The sequence below is a fragment of the Pseudomonas cannabina genome (genome assembly GCF_900100365.1).
GTDB lineage: Bacteria > Pseudomonadota > Gammaproteobacteria > Pseudomonadales > Pseudomonadaceae > Aquipseudomonas > Aquipseudomonas cannabina.
In genome coordinates, this window is sequence record NZ_FNKU01000001.1 from 1778132 (window position 1) to 1801762 (window position 23631).

Sequence of the window (23631 nt, forward strand, 5' to 3'; positions counted from 1 at the left end):
TTCAGCTCTGATCATTTAGGTGACATGCGCTCAGGTGGTTCGGCGAAACCTCTCTCAGCGCCGGTACTTCCTCGCGGCAGCGCGGCATGGCGTGTGCGGGCAGCGAGGGTGGAAATGACACCCGGCAGGCGGGTTCAGCGGGCTGGGGATTTCCCCTTTGATCGCGTCATAACGGGTACTGCGAATATCGAAACGCGGGATCTGCGCCAGCAGCGCCTGGGTATAAGGGTGATTGGTCCGCGCAAACAGGTCATCGACCGATGCGGTCTCGACCACCCGCCCCAGATACATCACCACCACGCGGTCACACAGGTGCTCGACCACACCCAGGTCGTGGCTGATGAACAGATAGGTCAGGCCCAGCTCATCGCGCAGGTCCATGAACAGGTTGAGGATCTGCGCCTGAATCGACACGTCCAGTGCCGCCACCGACTCGTCGCAGACCAGTAGTTCCGGCTGCACCGCCAGCGCCCGGGCGATGCCGATACGCTGCCGCTGACCGCCGCTGAACTGATGCGGGTAACGCTGGCGCAATTGCGGGCTGAGCCCGGCGCGTTGCAGTTGGGCACTGACGTAGTCGTCGGCACCTTTGCGGTCGGTCAGGCCATGCAGCAGTGCGCCCTCGCCAACGATCCGGTCGACCCGCAAACGCGGGTTGAGGCTCGACGACGGGTCCTGGAAAATCATCTGCACTTTAAGACGCAGTGCCTTGCGTTCCTGTGTGGTCAGGCTGTCGAGCGGCTTGCCGTCTACCAGCGCGCTGCCGGAGGACACCGGCAGCAGCCCGGCGACCATGCGCCCGAGGGTCGACTTGCCGCAGCCTGACTCGCCCACCAGCCCGACCACTTCGCCGCTCACGATACGCAGATCGACGCGATCCACCGCATGCGTCACCGGTTTCGGGCGGGTCAGGTGCAGGCGTTGCAGCAGCCCTGCAAACGAGTGCTCGTCCACGGCTTTACCGAACGTCTTGCTGACCTGTTGCAACTCGATGAGCGGGATCTGATCACTGGGCATCGGCAGCAGCTCCTGGATAAAAGCAGCGAACCGAATGGCCCGGCCGAATCTCGCGTGGTTCAGGGTCCTGCGCGCACGCTGCCGATGCTCTGGAGCAGCGCGCGGCAAATGCGCAGCCAACAGGCATAGACAGCAGATCCGGCGCCATGCCGGGAATCTGCCGCAAACGCTGCCCGCGCCGGTTGCGGCTTGGCAGGCTGTCGATCAAGCCTTGTGTGTAGGGATGTTGCGGGCTATCCAGCACATCAGCGACCGAGCCTTGCTCGACGATACGCCCGGCGTACATCACCGCCACATCGTCAGCCAGACCAGCCACCACCGACAGGTCGTGGGTGATCCAGATCAGAGAGGTGCCTTGCTCACGCACCAGCTTCTGCACTTCGCTGAGGATCTGCGCCTGAATGGTCACGTCCAGTGCGGTGGTCGGCTCGTCGGCGATGATCAGGTCCGGCGCATGCAGCAGCGCAATGGCAATCGCCACCCGCTGGCGCATGCCGCCGGACAGCTGATGCGGGTAGGCGCGCAGGCGCTCTTCGGGGCTGGCAATGCCCATCAACGCCAGCGTGCGGCTGGCGTGTTCACGGGCTTCGCGCTTGCCTAGCGTGCTGTGCGCGCGCACGGCTTCGATCATTTGCGTGTCGACCCGCAGCACCGGATTGAGGGTCATCATCGGGTCCTGAAAAATCATTGCGACCCGATTGCCCTGAATTTCGCGCAGTTGCCCGGCGGAGAGCTTTGTCAGGTCACGGCCCTTGAACAGCACCTGGCCACCACTGATGCGCCCCGGTTCATCCACCAGACCGAGGATCGAGAAGCCGGTGACCGATTTGCCCGACCCCGACTCACCGACCAGCCCGAGAATGCGCCCTGGCTGCACGCGCAACGACACATTGCGCACCGCAGGCAGCACACCGGCACGGGTATGAAACGACGTGCACAGATCGCGCACCTCCAGGGTCGGTTGCTCCACCGAGGCAGCCACGGACGACACTTCAGGCACACTCATCGCTGCAACCTCGGGTTCAGGACGTCGCGCAGGCGGTCGCCGACCAGATTGATCGCGACGATGGTAATCAGCAGCGCCAGCCCCGGAAACAGGCTGATCCAGTATTCATTGCTGAGCATGTATTGAAAGCCGTTGGCGATCAGCAGCCCCAGTGAGGGCTCGGTGACCGGCACACCCAGGCCGAGAAACGACAGGGTCGCTTCGAGGGTGATGGCGCGAGCGATCTGCAAGGCGCCAATCACGATCAGCGGCGGCAGGCAGTTGGGCAGGATGTGCCCGATCACGATACGCAACGGACCAACGCCCTGCCCGCGCGCTGCATCGACGTATTCGCGACGGCTTTCGGTGAGCGCCTGACCTCGGGCGGTGCGCGCGTAATAGGCCCATTCGAGCAGAATCAGGGTGAGCATCACGTTGCCGACGCCCTTGCCCAGCCAGGCCAGAATCATCAGCGCCATCAGAATCACCGGAAACGACAGCAGCAGGTCGACCAGACGCATCAACAACGCATCGACCCAGCCGCCGACATACGCGGACATCAGCCCCAGCAATGTGCCGATCACTGCCGCGATCAAAGCCGAGCCGATGCCGACCCACAGGCTGATGCGCAGGCCGTAGATAATCGCCGAGACCAGATCGCGGCCTTGCCCGTCGGTGCCCAGCCAATAGGTGTAGCCGCTGTCCATGTTCAGGCTGCCGGGCGGCATGCGCGCATCCATCACGTTGAGCTGCATCAGGTCATAAGGGTTCTGCACTACGATCCACGGTGCGAAGGCTGCGATCAGCACAATGACCAGTAACAGCAGCAAACCGATTACTGCGGTGGTAGAACTCATGAATTCAACAATCACCCGACGCCAGGGCGACTGAGCCTGCAACAGGGTATGGGCCGGCGCGAGCTTTACAGTGACGTTCATCGGGATGCCTCAATGCGGACGCGGGGGTCCAGCAGGTAATACAGGCCGTCGACGATCAGGTTGAGCACCACGAAAATCACCACAACCACCATCAGGTAAGCGACCACCACCGGCCGGTCGAGCATGTTGATGCTGTCGAGAATCAGCTTGCCGGCACCCGGCCAGGCAAAGATGCTTTCGGTAACCACGGCGTAGGCAATGGTCGAGCCGAGCTCCATGGCCAGCACGGTCACCACCGGGATCATGGTGTTGCGCATGACGTGCATGCACATCACGCGCATCGGCGACAGGCCTTTGGCGCGGGCGAACTTGACGAATTCCTGCGGCAGCACCTCGCGCACGCCGGCACGGGTCAGGCGCAATACCAGTGAAATCTTGAACAACGCCAGGTTAAGCGCGGGCAACAGCAGATGTTGCAAGCCGTCGAGGGTCAGCCAGGACCATTGCACACCAAGCCATTCACGGGTTTCGCCGCGACCGCTGGCCGGTAGCCAGCCCAGCGTGATCGAGAACAGCATGATCATCATCAACGCCACCCAGAACGCCGGCAGCGAAAAGCCAACGATGCTGGCAGCCATCATCAGACGGGACAGCGGATGATCGGGGTACAGCCCGGCGAACATGCCCAGCGGCACGCCGATCACCACCGCCAGAAACAGCGCGCTGAACGCCAGTTCGAAGGTCGCGGGCAGACGCTGGAGGATCAGGCGCATGGCGTCTTCGTGGTAAACGAAGCTCTGGCCCAGATTGCCGTGCACTGCGCCCTTGAGAAAGATCAGGTATTGCTGCCACAGCGGCTGGTCCAGCCCCAGGTGCGCGATGGCCTGCAGGCGTTCGGCCTGATTGAGGTCTTCGCCGACCAGAATGTCCATCGGGTTGCCAATGGCATTCAGGCCGACGAACACCACCACCGTCATCAGCAAAATGACCAACAACGACTGGGTCAAGCGGCGCAGCGCCCAGCCGATCATGGGCGTAGCTCTTCGGCGGCCGGCGCGCTGGCCACCCATTCATCGCCCAGCAATTCCGGTTCGGCATACTCGCGCATGGACTGGAAATGCAGCGCGATATCATCGTTGAACAGCAGCCCGACCAGCGCATGGGCCAAACGCTTCGAGCCTTCGCTGATGGCCGAAATGTCGCCGGATACTGCGCCGTAGCTCAGTGCTGCCGGGTAGCTGAAACAGTGAATGTGGTTCAGGCCCGGGCAAGCGCCGGGGGTCCTTTCCTGGAATTCGAAGCAGTTGCCCAGGTCAGGCAGTACGGCCAGTTCAGTGTCGGCTTCGCCGGGTGGTGCATTGAAGCGGTCTTGCCAGAGACGTATGTGCGACGAGAACGGCGAAAATTCCGGGCGTTGTTCGAAGTCGGTACGAAACCCGGTAGCGAAAACCACGAAATCCGCTTCGATGCGGGCGTTCGGGGTGTGCAGCCAGACTCCGCCCGCCGGGTTTGCTTCGACCGCAAGCACTGGATTATCCAGCAGAAAGCGCGCCCTGCCTGAATTGCAAACCCTGAGCGTACTGCCCCGTGGCGGAGGCACTTGCTGGGTGTTGAGGTAATGGCGGATGCGCCACTTCCAGATATCCGGCAAGCGCCAGTAGCCGTGAACCATGCCCGGATTACCAACGCCCTTGCCTTTGTTGACACGTGGCAGCTCGGCGCGACGAATCAACAAATCGACCCGCTGCGCACCGGCTTCCAGTGCAGTGGCCGCGCTGTCCATGGCCGACGCTCCGCCGCCAATCACGGCGACGCGCTTGCCTTCGAACCAGTCATCCTGCAAACCGGCGGCCGAGTGCGTCCATAAATGCTTCGGCAATTGCCGGGCGAAATCCGGTACCCAAGGACCACCCAGGCCATCACGTCCGGTCGCGAGCACGACGTGCCGAGCCAGCATGAACTGCGTCTGCACGGGTGTCGTGAGGTCCAGTTCAATGAGGCCGTCCGCTCTGGGCGCGACCCTGCTGACCCGGTTTTCATTGCGTACATCCAGCGCCAGCACCTTACGATACCAGCGCAGGTACTCGGCCCATTGCAAACGCGGAATCTTGTCCAGCGCGGCCCAGCCAGCAACACCTAACTGCGCTTCGTACCAAGCGCGAAAGGTCAGTGCCGGCAAACCCAGCGCCGGGCCGGTCAACTGTTTCGGCGAGCGCAGGGTTTCCATGCGCGCGGTAGTCGCCCAAGGCCCTTCGAACCCCGTCGGCGACTGATCGAAAATCACCGCCGACACGCCCAGATGCCGCAGCTCGGCAGCCAGCGCAAGGCCCGCCATGCCGCCGCCGATGATCGCTACATCGAGCACGGCCTGCCCGGCACTCTTTCTCGGTTTGACCCAAGGTTTTGCGGGCAGATCCAGCCACGCCAGATCCTGCTGCAGGCGAGCTTCCAGCGCCGCGAGACCGGCAGGTGCGTTTACATCGGACATTGATCGGTACCCGGAAAGATGATCAGGCGCAAAGCCCGAGCCTGATTCAAATCAATTCAAAAATCATTCCAATAACGCATTAAATGAATTCTTAAAGCCATTGAATGCTTAATCCGAATACTAAAAGCCATTCTTTATTCTCGCAACGCGCAAAAAAGCATATTTATATTCCTGAATGGATTTATAGAGGCGTTTAGAACGTTGGCTGAGGAGCAGTCCTGAAATCTGTTGCCTCGGGTGTGTCTGATGCACCGAGGTGCCGGGTTTTGCTGCCGATTCCCGGCAGTTCGCGGACAAGTCCGCTCCCACACAAGCGCAGCATCGGCCGGTCCGCTCACATGCATCAGCGCAGATCACTCTGCATTATTCACATATCCTGAGATGCCCGCAGAGTGGGCTTCTGCCCGGAGGGCGTGGGAGCTTCAGGAGGTTACGACGGCTGCGATGGGCTGCGAAGCAGTCCTGAAACGGGCCGACTTGGTTTTCCCTGATGTACCGTGTGCACCGGTTTTGCTGCCGGTTCCCGGCAGTTCGCGGACGAGCGAAGCGTCGCCCGGTCAGCTCCCACACAGTCTGTGCTTACGCGCGCTCACTCGGCATAAATGCTCTGCAACAGGGCGTCATGAGCACTGGCTTTGTGCATGACCATTTCGGGCAGGAGGATTTTTGCGGACGCGGCGATTTCATCGATCAATGCCCTCGCGACGTCCGATAGCGGACTGGCGAACGCCGATATCAAGCCGAAGAAGAACGGAATATTGCAGGCAATCGGCCTGACCACCACGCCTTGCACCGGTACGCCCATGGCCGTGAACGGGTCGACCAGTGCGATGCCGAGCCCGGCCCTGGCCATCTGCATGGCGATCAGCGAGGTATTGGTGTCCAGCATGCGCGGTGGCTCGCCGCCTGCATCGTGAAAAGCCTTATCGATCCGCCGCCGAAATCGATACGGATTGGCCATGGTGATCAGGGTCTGTTGGCGCAGCAGTTCTATCGACAGGATGTCATGGGCGGTCAGCTCGGAGTCGGCAGGCAGCACCGCCACGCAGGGTGCCTCGCCGATCCAGTGAATCTCCAACCCGCGATGTTCCAGCGGCAGGCTGACGGCGCCCAGGTCCATGGTCTTCGACAGCACAGCCTGAACGACATTTTCCGGGGACATGCTTTGCAGCTGAATCTGCTGCGGACGCAGCGCCTCCGGCAGTCGCGACAGTGCAGCGGGCAGCAGCCCTGCCGCCAGCGCCGAGATCGCCACCAGTTTGATCTGATGATTTTCTTCCTGAGCGATATGCTGCGCACGCTGGCGAATGTTACGGACGCTCAGCAAGGCGCTTTCGACCTCGCCATACATCATGAACGCCTTGTGAGTCGGCGTGACCTTCGGCCCGCTGCGCTCGAACAGGGCAAAACCCAGCTCCTGCTCCAGTTCCTGGATGACCCGGGTGACCGATGGCTGGGAGCGGCCCAGCATTTTCCCGGCAGCGGTGACACTGCCTGCCGACATCACTGCTGCAAACGCTTCGAGTTGACGCAAATCCATATACACGCCTTGATCATCACGGATACTTTGGGGGATCTTGCCGTGCAGGATTCCCCGGCTCAAAGCGCAAAAGTCTACACGCTGTCGGAGCACTTATCGCTCGGTACACACCCGCAAGCAGAAAGCCGGTCTGTAATCGAATAGAACACCGGCAGCCTTTGTGCAGTCACATGGCATGCAATTCACGAGGAAAACAACGCATGGCACTCAACGCACTGGTGTTTCTTGCCACGCTCATCGGCATGGAAGGTTTCGCACTCGTTGCTCACAAGTACGTGATGCACGGCTGGGGCTGGGGCTGGCATCGCTCGCACCATGAGCCTCGCAGCGGCTGGTTCGAAAAAAATGATTTGTATGCCGTGGTGTTTGCCGGCGTGGCCATTGTGCTGATCGCACTGGGCACGCAGGGTATGCACCCGCTGGAATGGATCGGTGCGGGCATGACGGGCTATGGTCTGCTGTATTTCATCGTGCATGACGGGCTGGTTCATAACCGCTGGCCATGGCGATGGGTGCCACGCGCGGGTTACGTCAAGCGCCTGTATCAGGCGCACTTGATGCACCACGCGGTGTCCGGCAAGGAGCGATGCGTGTCGTTCGGTTTTCTGTATGCGCCCGCACCTGCACGGCTCAAGGCGCAGTTGCGGGCCATGCACGGTGGCCCGCTCAACAAGCGTGACGAGGACGCTGCCACAGATCGGCAGGACGCTGCGCAAAGTGTCGCCCGCGAACGCTAGTCGCGCGCCACGCCGACGCCGTCACCAGACGGATTTTATCCAGTTTCGACGTCGACACTCGTGCATCCCACGCTGACGCGCCCGCCTTGCGAACCTTGACGCCAATCTCGCGGTACACCGCACTGGCAGTCGCAACCGCCCAGGCGGAGCGCCACGGCAGCGCCGCCATGCCGGCCTCGGCGCTGACATAGTAGGGTTCTGCCAGGTCGACCAGGCGCCCGGCCAGCACCGCCAGCCTGTCGCGGTACGCCGGGTCTGTCAGCCGGTCTGCGGGGATAGCCATCTCATCCAGCCAGTCAGCGGGCAGATAGCAACGGCCGATCCCGGCGTCCTCGACGATGTCCCGTGCAATGTTGGTCAGTTGAAAGGCCATGCCCAGATCGCAGGCCCTGTCCAGGGTCTGATCGTCACGCACGCCCATGACCTGCCCCATCATCAGCCCCACCACACCGGCAACGTGATAGCAGTATTCAAGGGTGTCCTGCAGGCAGCGATAATCGCGCTGCTGCACGTCCATGGCAAAACCGGCCAGATGATCAAGGGCATAGTCCTGACGCAGATTGTGACGTTTCACAACATCCTTGAACGCGGCGAACGCTGGATCGCTGACCGGCAAACCGGCGTACACGGCGTGCGTCTGCGCCAGCAGTCCTTGCAGACGCTGGTCGATCTGCGTGTCGCTGACCGTACTGGCCGGACGCCCGGCTTCCTGGCCGTCGATCACATCATCGCAATGACGGCACCAGGCATACAGCATGACCGCGCTGCGCCGGGTATGCGGGTCGAATAAGCGCGAGGCCGCCGCGAAGCTTTTCGAGCCCACGGTAATGCTTCGAATCGCATGGTCCAGCAGCGCCTGATCCTCTGTCTGCGCATCGGTCATGCGCCGAGGTCCTCGATCATCAGCCCGGCGGTGGCCTTGGCCGAACCAATCACCCCCGGCACACCTGCGCCGGGATGGGTGCCGGCCCCGACCAGATAGACATTATTCAGCTGCGCGTCGCGGTTATGTGGTCGGAACCAGGCGCTCTGCTGAAGAATCGGCTCCAGCGAAAACGCCGAACCCAAGTGCGCATTCAGCTCATCGCGAAAATCGTTGGGGGTGAAAATCCGGCAGGTGACCAGGTCTTCACGCAAGCCGGGCATGTAGTGCTTTTCCAGATATTCGAAGATACGATCCCGGTAGCGCGGCCCTTCCACCTTCCAGTCGATGGGCGCGTTGCCCAGATGCGGCACCGGCGAAAGCACGTAATGGCTGGAGCAGCCCGGCGGGGCAAGGCTCGGGTCAGTGATGCACGGCGCGTGCAGGTACAGGGAAAAGTCGTCGGCCAACGTGGCACCTTTGAAAATCTCCTGAATCAGCTCCCGGTAACGCGGCCCGAAGCAGACAGTGTGGTGCTGCAACTGCGGTTGGGGCCGTTTCAGCCCGAAATGGATGACGAACAGCGAATTGCTGAAACGCTTGCCTTGCAAGCGACGACCTTCTTTGACCCCGCGCGGATGATGTCCGAGCAGGTTGGTATAGGTGTGAATAACGTCGGCATTCGATGCCACGCAATCTGCCTTCAGTTGCCGACCATCATTCAAGTGCACGCCCGTGGCCCGCCCTGCGCTGACGTCGATGCTGGCCACCTCGGCATTCAGCTCGACCTTGCCGCCGATGTCCTCGAACAGCTTGACCATTGCCTGCACCAGCGCACTGGTGCCGCCTTTCGGAAACCACACGCCCCATTTACGCTCCAGCGCGTGAATCAGCGTATAGATCGAAGAGGTCGCGAACGGGTTGCCACCGACCAGCAGCGAATGAAACGAAAACGCCTGACGCAGCTTCTCGTTCTTGATGAACCCTGACACCTTCGAATACACACTGCGCCACGCTTCGAGACGCGCCAGTTGCGGCCCGGCCTGGACCATGTCGCGAAAGGACAGAAAGGGTACCGCGCCCAGTTTCAGATAGCCTTCTTCGAACACCGCTTTCGAATACGCCAGAAAACGCTGATAGCCCGCCACGTCTTTTGGATTGAGCTGGCCGATCTGGCGATCCAGTGCAGCCTGGTCATTGGCGTAATCGAACTGCGTGCCGTCTTCCCAGCACAAGCGATAGAACGGCGCGACCGGCAGTAACTCGACGTAATCGCCAATGGACTTGCCCGCCACCGTGAACAGCTCCTCTATGGCGGTGGGGTCGGTAATGACCGTCGGACCGGCGTCAAAGGTAAAACCCTGGTCGTGGTAGACGTAGGCACGACCGCCCGGTTTGTCGCGCTTTTCCAGCAGGGTCGTCTGTATGCCGGCTGCCTGCAGGCGAATCGCCAGTGCCAGGCCGCCAAAACCGGCCCCTATCACCACGGCGCTTTTTGCTTGAGTCATAAGGTGTTCTCGTAATGTCGAGGCGAATATCGGAGTGCAGCGCGCAGCGCTTGCGCGACCGGCACCGGTGGCTTGCCGACCAGTACCCGCAGTTTGTCGCGCGCCGGGCTGTCGCCTGCGTAAAAGCGGCTGATCAGGCCTTCAGGCAGGCCGTAAAAGCGCTGCATCACCTGCCAGCGGTCCTGCGGGCGTCCGGCCAGAAACAGCATGCGGTTGAGCAAACGGTAAAACCCCTGCTGCTGCCATTGATGGCGGGCAAAATCACGAATGCCTCGCGCCAGCGTGTCGGCGTTCAGAACGGGCTGTTCAGCGATCCAGTCGGCCAGGCGCACCGCATACGGCAGTGAATAACCCGTGGTGCAATGGAAAAGCCCGGCGCGCAGTCCGGACAGCGGCTGGCCCTCGGCTGCATCCCAAAACGACTCGAAATCCCCCGCCAGAGTAATCGGCAGCATGCCCTGCTCTTCGCGCAGACAGGCGTCCACTTGCCAGCCGCTGTGCTGCACATAATCAGCGATGTGCTTGCGCAGCTGTTCGACCGACGACGAATGCCGATCCACGTAATGGGTGTCTTCGATCAGCAGCGTGTCAGCCGAAAATGGCAGCACGTAGACAAACCGGTAGCCCTCACCCTGCGCGACCCGTGCATCCATGATGATCGGCGCATCAAGGCAATGAGGTGCTTTCAAACGCAGCAATTGGCCGAGAAACGCCTGGCGCCCTAGTATCAGGTGCTGACTTTCCCGGGCGCCACGGCCATCGATGACAGCGCGGGCCTGAATCTGTTGTCCGTCAAGCGCCACCGAGTCGGGACTGACGCGGGCAATGCGTCGATTTTTCCACAGGTCATCGCCCAGTACAGGCTCGATTACTGTAGAAAACCGGTCGGAGGTGATGCTCGCGTAGCCGCTGTTCATACGCCGCGAGCGGCCGGGGAAATGCACGTCGTAGGCGGGCCAGGTTTTCACTACCAACGGCCTGAGCCACTGACGCTGCGCCGCGTTGAGGTCGCCGTCGTGAAAGGACCAGGTATGATTGCCGCCCAGATGCGCCTGCTCTTCGATGCACAGCACGCGCAGTTGCGGCCGTAGCTGCTTGAGCCGCCAGGCAATCAGACCGTTGGCCAGCCCGCCTCCGGCCAGAATCAGGTCATAACTCATGAACCGTCCTCGCAAACACCGGTTGGCCGGTACTGAGCACTTGCTCAATGATATCCGCCGCCCTGGCCACGCCCCCGGCACCATGCAGTTCGCTTGCCAGGCGCAGCAACGGCTCTCGCGACTGGGCGAGCACACGCTGCAAATGGCTGCGGATTTTCGGCGCCCGCGCGCGTCGGCCGAGTTGCAGGCCTGCACCACGGTAGCTGACCCGCGCCGCCACGCCCGGCTGATCGAAAGCAATAGGCATTACCAGCATCGGCGTGTTCGCGGAGATGGCGTCCATCACTGTATTCAGGCCGCCATGGGTGATCACCGCGTCGGCATGCTGCAACACCCATTGCTGGGGCGCGAAATCGGTGACCCAGGTTGCGCCGAGGCGCAGCAGTTGCTGTTCCTGAGCGGCATCAAGACCGCCGCAATGCGCGATCAGCAACTGCGCATCCAGGGCACGGCAGGCCATCGCCATTTGCTTGAACATACCCAGGCGTGCGCCTTGCAAAGTGCCCAGGCTGGCGAAAACGAAGGGTCGGTCCGGGTCGATGCTCCAATCCCCTGGTGTGTTGACCGGCGGCGCCCGCAGCGGCCCTACCGTGTGAAAGTGGGCTGGCCGGTGCTCGCGTGGGAAGTCAAAGCCGTCGAGGGTCTGGCTGATCTGTGCGAACGGCGAAAGGTACTGGTGAAAGCCGTCGCGCGGCCTGACCGCCAGGCGCCGCGACGCATCATGCAACACAGTACGCAGCGGGCACATCAACCAGTCATAGACCTTGCAGCTGACGTCATACATGCGTTGGCTGCGCGGGTCGGTGCCGTAGGCAAAGGGCATCACCGGAAGTGGCAATCGTGGCTCGCGATTGACCGGCAGCGCGCAGGCCACGGACACGAACGGTAATTTCAGCGCTTCGGCGACCAGCCCGCCCGCAGCCTCCATCTGATCGCAGAGCAACGCATCGACCGCCTCGTGGGCCAGCGCAGCCGGCAGTTCGTTGCAGAACATTGCTGCGCTGCGACTGAGGTCCTTGATGACCCGGCGCAGGCCCAGCGGGTTGGTCGGCGCGGCGGCACGACGCAACACGGCGTCAAGACTTCCGGGCGGGTGAGTGTTGGCACCCAACGGGTAAAAACCGATACGCGGGTCACTCAGCCACTGGCGCGCATCCGCCTGATGAAAGAAGGTGACGCGGTGACCTCGCTCGATCAACGCCACGGCTAACGCCTGAAACGCCTGAAAATGACTGTAGAAAGCAGGCGTGACGACGCCGAAATGGCTCATGGCGGTGAACCATTGATCGCAAGCGGGAGGCTGAGCCGCGCCTTGCGCAGCGCCGCAAGGTCTGCGGATGCCGTGCAGAAGCAGGCGATGCGCAGTTGGCGAATTATTATTTCAAAATGTTCGATCACTGCACTGCTGGACAGCATCGCTTCGTTGAGCACACCTGCGGCTTGCCCCACCAGATCGGCGCCAAGGCGAATGGCTTTGGCCGCATCAACGCCATTGCGAATGCCGCCCGACGCGATCAGCGTGATATCGGGCAGAGCTTTGCGCACATTGATCAGGCTGGTGGCGGTGGCAATGCCCCAGTCAGCGAAGGCCATCGCCACCTCACGGTCGGCAGCACTGGTGGCCCGCCCGGCTTCGACCGCTGCCCAACTGGTGCCGCCCTTGCCAGCCACATCAATGACCCGGACGCCGACACCAGCGAGTAACGACGCCACCTCGGCAGACAGCCCTGCCCCAACCTCCTTGACGATCACCGGCACGCCGACGCTCTCGACGGTACGGGCAATCGTGTTCAGTACACCCTGCCATTGCCGGTCGCCTTCAGCCTGCACGGCTTCTTGCAATGGGTTGAGGTGGATGATCAGCGCATCGGCCTGTAGCGCATCGACGGCGCGCCTCGCCAGATCCAGGCCGTCAGCTTCCAGCAATTGCGCAGCGCCGATATTGCTCAGCAAGGGCACGCCCGGTGCCAGACGCCGCAACTCGCGCGTCAGGCCCTGATCATTCGGGCTGCGCAAGCCCACACGCTGCGAACCGACGCCCATGGCCATCCCCAGTTCCTGCGCCGCGATGGCCAGATTGCGGTTGATCACTGTCGAGCGCTCGGCGCCGCCGGTCATCGAACTGATCAGCAGTGGCGCACGCAATGGCATGTGCAGCAAGGCGCTGCGCAAGTCGATGTCATCCAGGTTCAGTTCAGGCAACGCACAGTGCTCGAACTGCACGGCATCCAGTCCTGTCACTGCGCCCGAACCTGCGCCGCGCTGTTCGAGGACGATGTCCAGATGATCATCCTTGCGTCGACCAAGGTCGCTGTTATCCATTTCTGCTCCGTAATCCTCTGGATCATTTCTCCACAGGTGTGGTCTCTAGTCACTTGAGGCACTCAAGAACGGAGGTCGTTCCGTTGGTTTGCTGCGCAAGGATTGAACCTGAGACAAGACAGCCGAGCTGTCGAGCCCAAACAGCCAAGGTATGCAAATGACTAATGTGGAACTGGACGCCCCCCTCGACAGTGGCCTGGCAGAGCATCTGGCAAGTGTGCGTGAGCAGATCGAGAAACGCCTGAATGACTTGCTGCCGGCGGGCGGCAACGAACGTGACCTGGTGGCCATTGCCATGCGCGAGGGCACCTTGGCACCGGGCAAACGGGTGCGCCCGATGCTGCTGATGCTGGCGGCCGATGGTCTGGGGCATGACAGCAGTGCGGCCCTGGAGCTGGGTTGCGCGGTGGAAATGATCCACGCGGCGTCGCTGGTACTCGACGATATGCCCTGCATGGATGACGCCCGTCTGCGACGAGGGCTGCCTACCGTGCACCTTAAATTCGGTCAGGATGTTGCGATCCTCGCCGCGGTTGCCCTGTTGAGTCGGGCGTTTGGTGTCGTCGCCGGCATCAGCGAGGTGCCGCCTGCGGTGCGCACGCAATTGGTCGGTGTGCTGGCCAACGCTGTCGGTATGCAAGGCCTGGTGCGTGGTCAGTTTCAGGACCTGCACGACGGCCTGCACAGCCGCGATGCCGAGCAGATCGCCACGACCAATCGGCTCAAGACCGGCGTGCTGTTCAGCGCGATCATGGACATGGCGTCGCTGGTGAGCGGTGCCGACGAAGGCACGCGTGCCGGTTTGCAGGATTTCGCCACCGAACTGGGTCAGGCCTTCCAGCTGTATGACGATTTGCAGGACAAATCCGCCGACAATGCGAAGGATCAAGGCAAGGACGAGGGAAAATCAACGTTCGTGGCGCTGTATGGCGAGCAGAAAGTCACCGAGCAGTTGCGCGCACACCTGAAAAAAGCCGATGGGCACCTCATGCGGCTTACGGCAGTGAACAGATTATCGGCGGTTACCTGCGGCTGATCTTCCAGAAGGCCGCAACAGTGCGTTGAGCCGATGCACAGTTGATGCTCATACGCCGACCATCAGCCGGTTGCGCCCCTGTTTCTTGCCCAGATAAAGCAGCGCATCTGCACGGCTGAGGGCAATCTCGAAACTCTCTTCGCGCTGAATGGCAACCATCGACAGCGTCGCCGTGACTTTCATGACCTGCGCCCGGCTCCAGCCTGATTCGTTGCCAATGCGGGTCCAGATCCGGTCGGCCACCCGTTGTGCATCTTCCTGCGTGGTATCGGGCATCAGCACCAGAAACTCCTCGCCACCCCAGCGTGCCGCCATATCGCTGCTGCGCACGCTGCTGACAATGATGTCTGCCACACGCTGCAGCACTACATCGCCGGTATCGTGGCCGTGCTGGTCATTGATCAGTTTGAAATGATCGATATCCAGCAGGATGAGCGATGCCGACAGCCCCTGGCGCCGCGCCTGCAACTGCCGCACCCGATCCAGAACCCTGCGCCGGGTGAACAGGTTGGTCAGGCTGTCACGATTGGCCAGATGAAACAGGCTGAGCTGGATAGACGACGTGAACCGCACGGAAAGCGCAGTGGCGTAGATCGCCAGCGTGGTCGCGGTGAACACGTTGATGACCCCGAACACATCCAGCATCGTGCTGCTCAGGCCGGAGTTGTGGCCCATGTGCCGGCGGAAAGCGAAGCAGGCCACCACCGCCAGCAGGATCGCCACGCTGAACACAACACGCTTGATCGTTACCAGCTGGAAGGTGAACGCGATGATCGGGATGACGCAGAACATATAAAAACTGAAATTGCTTTCCCAGCCCAGCACGCAGGTGGCCAGTACCGCATGGGCGATGATTTCCAGGCTCATCAGTTGCCCGGTCTGCCGGTAACGCTCTCCTCTGATCAGGTAGATGCAGTTGATGTAAATCAGGGTGCTGACGATGTTGGCCAGCCACAGAATTTCGACATGCAGGGCGAGAAACACCAGCAGAAATACACAATGAATGCCGAGGGCGACGTAAACGATAGGCGTGATGTGTTTCCAGAACTGGGCGGCCGTGTCCTTGTAAAGCTGGGATCGGTCTTCTGCCAGGAGGGTCATCATCACGTTTTCTCGAAAGTGCGGGCTGGGTATGACCATGAACACAGGACTGAATTCATCGACTGTATCGGCAAAACACCATAATGCTTGACACATTGTCTAACAATTTAACAAACCGTTATGTATCTGTCGTTTATGTGTCAACCCGACACGAGGCTGCTTTAATGCGCAGTGATCACCGGCCCGTGCATTTACGTGCGGCCTGTACGACTCAGAGGATGCATGCCGATGGAACGTCTCACCGCGAAAGACTTTGCCCCTGAACTGCTTGAGCTCTACGACTATTACGCCCATGGCAAGATCAACCGGCGTGAATTCCTCGACCGTGCCGCGCTGTTCACCCTGGGCGGGCTGACCGCCAGCGCGTTGCTTGCTTCGTTGAGCCCCAACTATGCACTGGCCACCCAGATCGAGTTTACCGATCCGGATATCATCGCCGAGTATGTGAATTACCCGTCCCCCAAGGGCCCTGGTCAGGTGCGCGGTTATCTGGTGCGCCCGGCGAAAGCCACCGGCAAGGTGGCTGCTGTGGTTGTCGCGCACGAGAATCGCGGCTTGAACCCGTACATCGAAGACGTGGCCCGGCGCGTGGCGAAAGCCGGGTTCATCGCGCTGGCACCCGACGGTCTTTCATCGGTCGGTGGCTATCCGGGCAATGACGACAAGGGCCGCGAGCTTCAGCAGAAGGTCGACCCGGAAAAACTCATGAACGACTTCTTCGCGGCCGTCGAGTGGCTGATGAAGCATGACGCAACCACCGGCAAGGTAGGGATCACCGGCTTCTGCTATGGCGGCGGCGTGGCTAACGCTGCGGCCGTTGCGTACCCCGAGCTGGGCGCGGCGGTCTCGTTCTACGGGCGTCAGCCTGACGCCAAAGACGTGGCGAAGATCAAGGCTCCGGTGATGATTCACTACGGCGAACTGGACACCCGCATCAATGAAGGCTGGCCTGCGTACGAGAAGGCATTGAAAGCAGCGGGTACGACCTACGAAACCTATATCTATCCGGGCGCCAACCACGGCTTCCACAACGACTCGACCCCGCGTTACGACGAAGCCGCCGCCAAACTGGCCTGGGAGCGCACAATGGGGTGGTTCAACAAGTATCTGGTGTGAGGGTTGATTTTGAAGGATGAGTGCTGATTAGTGAATTTCTTGCAAAAAGGCATTCATTTTTCCCTACCTTATCGGCCAAGGTGGTTAACGCTAACATCGCCCGTGATGTCGGTTCGATCCGGATTGTCAGGCCACAGGCTGATCGACCATCACTCAAGCGTCCGCCTTGAACTATCGGTACGCCGTCGCTCCGCTCATCCACATTGACCACATGCTCGGCTATTCGGATCCAGTGCACTGGCGGAGCATTTTCACCCCTGACAACCGGCAAACTGGCGCATGTGATTTCAAATCAAAAGAAGGAACTTGCCATGCTCAAGCACATGATAAAAGTGGCGCTCTGCGCAGCAGCACTGACTGCCGGAGTCGCATGTGCTGCAGGCGATGCGCCCATTGATCCGGGAGCGAAGCAGCACATCACACGAGTGGGCAGTCAGGCATCCATCGCGGGGCCGGCCGCTTATTTCACCGGTCAGGTGCGAATCGACATGGTCTGGCCCGCTGATGGTGGATTGAACACATCCGGGGCGCTGGTGACTTTCGAGCCAGGCGCACGCTCAGCGTGGCATACCCACCCCGCCGGGCAGCGGCTCGTGGTGTACTCCGGGGTCGGCCTGACTCAGGAGTGGGGCAAGCCTGTTCAGGAAATCCGCCCGGGAGATGTCGTGTATTGCCCTCCTGGCGTCAAACACTGGCACGGCGCAGCGCCCAAAACAGCGATGACTCATCTGGCGGTCACGGCGACGCAGGCTGACGGAGCCAACGTCAACTGGATGGAGAAAGTCAGTGATGATCAATACAGCGGGCGCTAAAAGCCCGATTCTTGCCCCACTGCTCGCAGCCCTCCTCAGCCTGGGCTCGGTCCTCTATCTGCCCGCAGCCGCCGCACAGGAATCCACCGACATGAACAACGCGCACGTATCCTCCACGGCACTGACAGCGCAACAGCGAGCGATCGTACCGGTCGCTGCGCTTGCCGCCGAAGGCAACATTACCAGGCTCAACAGTGCGTTGGAGCAGGCGCTCGACGCCGGAGTAACGGTGAATGAAGCCAAAGAAATTCTGGTACAGGTTTACGCCTACGCAGGTTTTCCAAGAAGCCTTAACGCGCTTGCCGAGTTAATGAAAGTCACCGAGGCACGAAAGTCACGCGGTCTGCACGATGAGCCAGGCCGCGAGCCGAGCAAGCCTGCTCCGAAAGGTACCGAGTTGCTGAATGCCGGAACGGCAAATCAGACCAGGCTGGTGGGTGCCCCTGTAAAGGGCCCGCTGTTCGAGTTCGCGCCCGCAGTCGATGAATACCTGAAGACGCATCTTTTCGGCGATATCTTCGAACGCGATAACGTCACCTGGCAGGTCCGTGAGTTGGCCACCGTGTCGATGCTGTCTGCCATTCCAGGCGCAGAGGCACAGTTGCAATCTCATATGCGCATCAGCATGAACGTGGGATTGACCGAAGGTCAATTGCGAGAACTTGCCCACACCTTGCACGAGCACGTCGACCCGCAGAACGCTGAACGTGCAAACGAGGCACTCACTGCTGCGCTGAGCGCGAACGCCAAAGCGTAAGGTGGCGGCTTGATCCGTTGAAAGGTGCGATGCGGTGCACTGACGTCGAGCACCGCATTCATTGGCGCGGGTGGCACGAGACGTGTTGAAAACACCTAACGTACCGATGCTCCGCCTGAACGCTCTGAGCCGTATTACAGCGCCCTCACCCGTTCCAGCAGCACTTGCAACGGATGCTGCACGACCTTGCCATCCTGGCGTTTGACCTGACTGCGGCATGAGTAGCCGTCGGCGAGCAGTCGGCCTTCGTCGCCATGGCTCGCCACCAGCGGTTGCCAGGACTGGCTGTAGATGATGTCGCTGGTTTTCGCGTTTCGGGTCTCGTGCCCGTAGGTGCCTGACATACCGCAGCAGCCGCTGGCCAGCACTTCCAGTTTGAGGCCGGCGCGGGCGAAGGCTTTCTGCCAGAGGCCGACGCTGCCCGGCTCGTTGGTTTTTTCGGTGCAGTGCGGCAAGAAGTAATACGTTTCCTCCGCCACCGCGTCACGCTGCGCCTCAGGCGCGGTCGCCAGCCATTCCTGCGGCAGCAGGACGGTCGGCACGTTTTCCTCGCCCAGCGTCTTACTGTACTCCTGGCGATAAACCAGAGTCATGGCCGGGTCGAGCCCGATCAGCGGAATGCCGTGCCCGGCCAGCTTGCCCAGCGACTGGCTGTTGAAGCTGGCGGCTTTTTCAAACGCGGCCAGAAAGCCCTGCACCTGCAATGGTTTGCCATTGGGGGCAAACGGCGCGAGGTAGACCTGATAGCCCAGGCGCGAAATCAGTTCCAGCCAGTCTGCGGCCAGCGGCGTTTCGAAATAGCGGGTAAACGCGTCCTGCACCAGCACCACCGTGCGCTTGCGCTCCTGCCCGGTCAGCGCGGCCAACCGCTGTGGCGTGGCAATGCCCACATTCCAGCGCGCGCAGGCAGCACGAAAGTCCGTCAGGCTCAGCAACGGGCTGTCGACCATTCCGGCCACGTGCTCAAGCAGGTAACGCACCGGTTTGGCGACCATGACCGCGTTGTACAACCTGGGAAAGCGCGCCAGATGCGGAATGCTGAATTCCAGCGAGCCGATCAGGTAATCCTTGAACGGACGCAGGTAGCGGCTGTGGTACAGCTCCAGAAAACGCGACCTGAACTCGGGCACGTTGACCTTGACCGGGCACTGCCCGGCGCAGGACTTGCAGGCCAGGCAACCGGCCATGGCGTCGTAGACTTCGTGAGAGAAATCCTTCTGCCCAGCCACTCTGGCCACGCTGTTGACGGTTCGCTCGGCCAGGCTTTTCAGCACATTGGCCGTGCGCGCCCTGGCGCTGGCGGTCAGCACATCGACATTCTGCTCGCCTTGCAGACGCAGCCATTCACGCACCAGCGACGCCCGCCCCTTGGGAGAGTGAACACGGTCGCGGGTGGCTTTCCACGATGGGCACATGGCGTCGTCGCTGTCGTAGTTGTAACAGGCACCATTGCCGTTGCAGTGCAGCGCACTGTCGTAACTCTTCCAGACCCGCTCGTCGATCGTGCGATCCAGATCGCCACGCAGCGTCACTTCATCCACCAGAGTCAGACGCGCCTCGGGCACGCTCGCCGGTGTGGCGATCTTGCCGGGGTTGAGCTGGTTGAACGGGTCGCAGGCAGCCTTGAGCGCCTGCAAGGCCGGATACAGTTCGCCGAAATACTCGGGCACGTATTGCGAACGCAGGCCTTTGCCGTGCTCGCCCCACAGCAAGCCGCCATAGCGCTTGGTCAGCGCCGCGACGGCGTCGGAAATTGGCCGAATCAGCGCTGCCTGCGCCGGGTCTTTCATGTCCAGAATCGGTCGCACATGCAACACGCCCGCGTCCACGTGGCCGAACATGCCGTATTGCAGGCCGTAGCTGTCCAGCAGCGCACGGAACTCCTGAATATAGTCAGCGAGATTTTCCGGGGGGACTGCGGTGTCTTCCACAAATGGCTGCGGCCGCGCTTCGCCTTGTACGTTACCGAGCAACCCTACCGAGCGCTTGCGCATGGCGTAGACCCGATTCACCGCCGCGCTGCCGATTGCCAGCGTGTGACCCAGGCGCACCACCGACGTGTCTGCCTGCAAGTGGCTGACGAAAGCATGCACGCGCTGCTCCACGTCGCTCAACTCATCGCTGCTGAACTCGATCAGGTTGATGCCCAGCGTCGGTGTCGCCGGGTCCTGCGGAAAGTACTCGGCCACGCCATGCCAGACGATGTCCTGCATCGCCAGCATCAGCACTTTGGAATCCACGGTTTCAATCGACAGCGGCTTGTGCGCCATTAAAGCCTTGGCGTCACGCAAGGCATCCATGAAGCCGGCGTAACGCACGTTGACCAGAATCGAGTGCTTGGGAATCGGCAGCACGTTGAGCCGGGCTTCGACAATAAAACCCAGCGAGCCTTCGGAGCCGCACAGCACGCTGTTCAGGTTGAAGCGCCCGTCTTCCTCGCGCAGGTGCGCCAGATCGTAACCGGTCAGGCAGCGATTCAGTGGCGGAAACACGTCCTTGATCAGCTGCGCCTGGGTGTCGGCAATCTGCTGTGCGCAGCGGTACACATCGCCAGCCCGATCAACACGCGCCTGCTCACTGGCCAGTTGCACCGGGCCCATCGCCTGGCTGTGGACGTAAGAGCCACCGAGCAACACGGTCGACAGTTCCAGCACATGGTCGCGGGTCTTGCCGTAGGTGCAACTGCCCTGCCCGCTGGCGTCGGTATTGATCATACCGCCGACCGTGGCGCGGTTGGAGGTTGATAACTCCGGCGCGAAAAACAGCCCGTGCGGCTTCAAGGCTGCGTTGAGCTGGTCCTTGACCACGCCAGTCTGCACCCGCACCCAACGCTCCTCGACGTTGATTTCAAGGATGTTATTCATGTGCCGCGACAGATCGACCACCACGCCATCGGTCAGCGACTGCCCGTTAGTGCCGGTGCCGCCACCACGTGGGGTCAGTACCACCTGTCGATGTTCGGGCCGCGCGGCCAGGCGAGCGACGATCGCTACATCATGGCTGTCCATTGGAAACACCGCCGCCTGCGGCAAGCGCTGATAGATGGAGTTGTCGGTGGCCATTACTGTGCGAGAGCTGTGATCCCTGGCGATTTCGCCGCGAAAGCCACCCTCGACCAGCGCATCGAGAAAACGATCGTAATGGCCGATCTGTTCGGAGGTCGGTTTCAGCAGCGCAATCATGGTGGGTTTCCTGGTTGGCTAGGCGTTTTCTATGCAAAGCACGTATGCTTCGAAACGCTCGTATGCAGGGTGTTATCAAGGGTTACCGCGATTCTCCCGCCTGTCGTGCTTCAGCGCAAACGTAAAACATGCCGCTTTTCCATGAGTTTTATGAATGAACACCAGAAGATTGACGCCTTCGATGTCGCTGCTGCTCGCCTTTGAAGCGGCTGCCCGGCATGGCAGCTTCACCAAGGCCGCCGACGAACTGGCCCTGACCCAGAGCGCGGTCAGCCGTCAGGTGCAGGCGCTGGAGGCACAATTGCAGGTCGAGTTGTTCAAACGCGACGGCAGGCGCATCGAACTGACCACCGCAGGCGCGTTGTATCAGCACGAGCTGGCCGCCGCACTGGGCCGCATCCGCAGCGCGACGTTGCAGACCATCGCCCATAAATCCGAGGGCGGCACCCTGCACCTGGCGGTGCTGCCGACCTTCGGTTCCAAGTGGCTGCTGCCGCGCATGAATGATTTCTACACTCGGCATCCGGGCTATGTGGTGCACATTCACTCGCGCATCGTGCACGCCGATCTGACGCCCGCAGCCAGCGAAATGAACGCCATTATCTGTGCGGGCCACGGTAACTGGCCGGGCTACATTGCGCACCCGCTGGTCAGCGAGAAACTGGTGGTCATTGCCAGCCCTGCCGCGCTCGCGGGCTACCAGTCGATGACCCCGGCGCAGGTTGCCCAGCAATCATTGCTGAGCGTGGTGTCGCGGCCCAATGCCTGGTCGGACTGGTTTGACAGCAATCATCTGTCCCATCACGTCATGCGTCCCGGCCCGAGCTTCGAGCTGACCTCGCACCTGATCCAGGCCGTAGCGGCCGGGATCGGCATTGCCTTGGTGCCGCGCATTCTGGTGCAGGACGAAATCAGCAACGGCGAGCTGGTGACGCTGTTCGAGCCTCTCGACAGCGGGCGAAATTACTACCTGGCCTACGCCACGCGCTTTCAGAATCTGCCGTCGCTGTGCGTATTCCGGGACTGGCTGTTATCGACGCCGTTCCCGGACAGTCTGTGAATCGAGCCTGCAAACAGGAGCCACCGTGCGTATCGAACCCCTTCCGCCCCTGCAGAACCTGATCGCCTTCGAGGCCACCGTACGGCACGGCAGCTTTACCCGCGCCGCGACCGAGTTGAATCTGACCCAAAGCGCGATCAGCCGCCAGGTCGCGCAACTCGAGGAATTCCTCGGCCGGGCATTGTTTCGCCGTGAGCACAAGCGCATCCACCTGACCGTCGCCGGGCAGATCTACGCCGAGCAGATTCAGCGAATGTTGACTCTGTGCGCCGAAGCGACTGCACAAGTCATCACCCACAGCGGCGATCAGCAACTGACACTGGCCTGCTCCAGTGGCGTCGCGGCCTTGTGGCTTGGCCCGCTGCTGGGGCGTTATCGCGACGCGTTTCCGGCGGTGGACATCCGCCTGCGGGTGGTCGACGGGCTGGACTCGCTGATCCGCGCCGAATTCGACCTGGCGTTGTATTTTCTGCGCGAAACGTCGCCGGCAGGCCTGGACAGTCGTCTACTGTTTGCCGAATCGGTCAACGCTTACTGCTCGCCCGACTACCTGCAAGGCCAGGTGCTGGAACCCGCGCAACTGCTGGATCATTGTCTGTTGATGCTCGAAGACGGGCAGCGTCAGTGGTTGTCGTGGTCCGACTGGTTCGGCCGTCAGGGTGTCGACGCCTCGCTGATCCGTCAGCGCATGACCGTCAACCTGTACCCGGTGCTGGTGGACCTGGCCATCGCCGGGCACGGCATCGTGCTTGGCTGGCAGCCGATGATCGATCGCCACGTACAGTCCGGTGCGCTGGTGCCGGCGTGCAACACCAGCGTCGGCGCAGTCGGCGGCTATTACCTGCTGACCCCCAGCGGCAAGATGCCCCGCCGCGCGGCACGTGCGTTCGAAAAATGGCTGAGTGAAGAAATAGCCGGTTAACCTCAAAATATGCATGCGCCCAGCGCATGCAAACCTGCGTAATAAGCGTTTTCTCAAAAGTTGCCCAGCGCCTACTCTCGAATCAAGCGGGCTAAAGACCTGACTCTGCTGCACCTCGCCAACTCTGCCCCCAATCAATGCAGCCAAT

At 61.4% G+C, this 23631-nt stretch carries 19 protein-coding genes and 1 pseudogene; 7 read left to right on the forward strand and 13 right to left on the reverse strand.

The window, feature by feature from the left end; genetic code table 11:
* Position 1 precedes the first annotated feature (1 nt).
* The 6 genes and pseudogenes from BLT55_RS08340 to BLT55_RS08370 form a co-directional block, all read right to left on the reverse strand.
* Positions 2-1017, reverse strand: a pseudogene (locus BLT55_RS08340) (ABC transporter ATP-binding protein).
* Positions 1007-2023, reverse strand: a complete 1017-nt coding sequence (locus BLT55_RS08345; RefSeq protein ID WP_055000444.1) for an ABC transporter ATP-binding protein — start codon at positions 2021-2023, stop codon at positions 1007-1009. Before BLT55_RS08345 ends, BLT55_RS08340 begins: the two are co-directional and overlap by 11 nt.
* Entirely contained in the window at positions 2020-2940 is a 921-nt protein-coding gene (locus BLT55_RS08350; RefSeq protein WP_055000445.1) for an ABC transporter permease, read from the reverse strand. Before BLT55_RS08350 ends, BLT55_RS08345 begins: the two co-directional genes overlap by 4 nt.
* Entirely contained in the window at positions 2937-3911 is a 975-nt protein-coding gene (locus BLT55_RS08355) for an ABC transporter permease (RefSeq protein ID WP_007253240.1), read from the reverse strand. Before BLT55_RS08355 ends, BLT55_RS08350 begins: the two co-directional genes overlap by 4 nt.
* Positions 3908-5368, reverse strand: a complete 1461-nt coding sequence (locus BLT55_RS08360) for an NAD(P)-binding domain-containing protein (protein WP_055000446.1) — start codon at positions 5366-5368, stop codon at positions 3908-3910. Before BLT55_RS08360 ends, BLT55_RS08355 begins: the two co-directional genes overlap by 4 nt.
* A 589-nt stretch (positions 5369-5957) precedes the next feature.
* Entirely contained in the window at positions 5958-6908 is a 951-nt protein-coding gene (locus BLT55_RS08370) for a LysR family transcriptional regulator (protein WP_054999778.1), read from the reverse strand.
* A gap of 200 nt (positions 6909-7108) precedes the next feature.
* Between BLT55_RS08370 and BLT55_RS08375 the strand changes: the two genes are divergently transcribed.
* Entirely contained in the window at positions 7109-7645 is a 537-nt protein-coding gene (locus tag BLT55_RS08375) for a sterol desaturase family protein (protein ID WP_054999779.1), read from the forward strand.
* Here the strand turns inward: BLT55_RS08375 and BLT55_RS08380 are convergent.
* From BLT55_RS08380 to fni, 5 genes are read right to left on the reverse strand one after another with little or no spacing between them, the layout of a single operon-like run.
* The gene (locus BLT55_RS08380) at positions 7575-8528 is read right to left on the reverse strand and encodes a phytoene/squalene synthase family protein (protein WP_074800279.1); all 954 of its coding nucleotides are present in this window, start codon (positions 8526-8528) and stop codon (positions 7575-7577) included. The two genes, BLT55_RS08375 and BLT55_RS08380, sit on opposite strands and share 71 nt — an antisense overlap.
* Positions 8525-10015: a phytoene desaturase gene (locus tag BLT55_RS08385; RefSeq protein ID WP_055001578.1), complete on the reverse strand. Its 1491-nt coding sequence runs from the start codon at positions 10013-10015 to the stop codon at positions 8525-8527. The genes BLT55_RS08380 and BLT55_RS08385 overlap by 4 nt, the downstream gene beginning before the upstream one ends.
* Entirely contained in the window at positions 10012-11175 is a 1164-nt protein-coding gene (gene crtY / locus BLT55_RS08390; protein WP_074800281.1) for a lycopene beta-cyclase CrtY, read from the reverse strand. Before crtY ends, BLT55_RS08385 begins: the two co-directional genes overlap by 4 nt.
* Positions 11165-12445 (reverse strand): glycosyltransferase, encoded by a 1281-nt coding sequence (locus BLT55_RS08395; protein ID WP_074800284.1) that lies wholly within the window; start codon positions 12443-12445, stop codon positions 11165-11167. The genes crtY and BLT55_RS08395 overlap by 11 nt, the downstream gene beginning before the upstream one ends.
* Complete coding sequence (gene fni, locus BLT55_RS08400) at positions 12442-13497, reverse strand: type 2 isopentenyl-diphosphate Delta-isomerase (protein ID WP_054998944.1); 1056 nt, start codon at positions 13495-13497, stop codon at positions 12442-12444. Before fni ends, BLT55_RS08395 begins: the two co-directional genes overlap by 4 nt.
* Positions 13498-13654: 157 nt before the next feature.
* Between fni and BLT55_RS08405 the strand changes: the two genes are divergently transcribed.
* A complete protein-coding gene (locus tag BLT55_RS08405) occupies positions 13655-14533 on the forward strand; it encodes a polyprenyl synthetase family protein (protein WP_223862765.1) in 879 nt (292 codons plus the stop codon).
* Positions 14534-14581: 48 nt separating this feature from the next.
* Here BLT55_RS08405 and BLT55_RS08410 read toward each other — a convergent pair whose 3' ends face one another.
* A complete protein-coding gene (locus BLT55_RS08410; RefSeq protein ID WP_054998945.1) occupies positions 14582-15673 on the reverse strand; it encodes a GGDEF domain-containing protein in 1092 nt (363 codons plus the stop codon).
* Between the two features lie 189 nt (positions 15674-15862).
* On the opposite strand from BLT55_RS08410, the gene yghX reads away from it, so the two are divergent.
* The 3 genes from yghX to BLT55_RS08425 all read left to right on the forward strand — a co-directional run bounded on the left by yghX (position 15863) and on the right by BLT55_RS08425 (position 18319).
* Entirely contained in the window at positions 15863-16750 is an 888-nt protein-coding gene (gene yghX, locus BLT55_RS08415; RefSeq protein ID WP_054998943.1) for a YghX family hydrolase, read from the forward strand.
* A 311-nt stretch (positions 16751-17061) separates the two neighbouring features.
* The gene (locus tag BLT55_RS30880) at positions 17062-17562 is read left to right on the forward strand and encodes a (R)-mandelonitrile lyase (RefSeq protein ID WP_054998942.1); all 501 of its coding nucleotides are present in this window, start codon (positions 17062-17064) and stop codon (positions 17560-17562) included.
* Positions 17540-18319 carry a carboxymuconolactone decarboxylase family protein gene (locus tag BLT55_RS08425; protein ID WP_054998941.1) on the forward strand — a complete coding sequence of 260 codons (780 nt, stop codon included), beginning with the start codon at positions 17540-17542 and terminating at the stop codon, positions 18317-18319. The genes BLT55_RS30880 and BLT55_RS08425 overlap by 23 nt, the downstream gene beginning before the upstream one ends.
* Positions 18320-18453: 134 nt before the next feature.
* On the opposite strand, the gene ydiJ is transcribed toward BLT55_RS08425, so the two are convergent.
* Entirely contained in the window at positions 18454-21501 is a 3048-nt protein-coding gene (gene ydiJ / locus BLT55_RS08430; RefSeq protein ID WP_054998940.1) for a D-2-hydroxyglutarate dehydrogenase YdiJ, read from the reverse strand.
* Positions 21502-21655: 154 nt separating this feature from the next.
* Here ydiJ and BLT55_RS08435 point away from each other — a divergent pair, with 154 nt between their 5' ends.
* Together BLT55_RS08435 and BLT55_RS08440 are read left to right on the forward strand one after the other, a co-directional pair.
* Positions 21656-22561 (forward strand): LysR substrate-binding domain-containing protein, encoded by a 906-nt coding sequence (locus BLT55_RS08435; RefSeq protein ID WP_074800288.1) that lies wholly within the window; start codon positions 21656-21658, stop codon positions 22559-22561.
* A gap of 25 nt (positions 22562-22586) precedes the next feature.
* Positions 22587-23483: a LysR substrate-binding domain-containing protein gene (locus tag BLT55_RS08440; protein WP_054998938.1), complete on the forward strand. Its 897-nt coding sequence runs from the start codon at positions 22587-22589 to the stop codon at positions 23481-23483.
* The last annotated feature ends 148 nt before the right edge of the window (positions 23484-23631 follow it).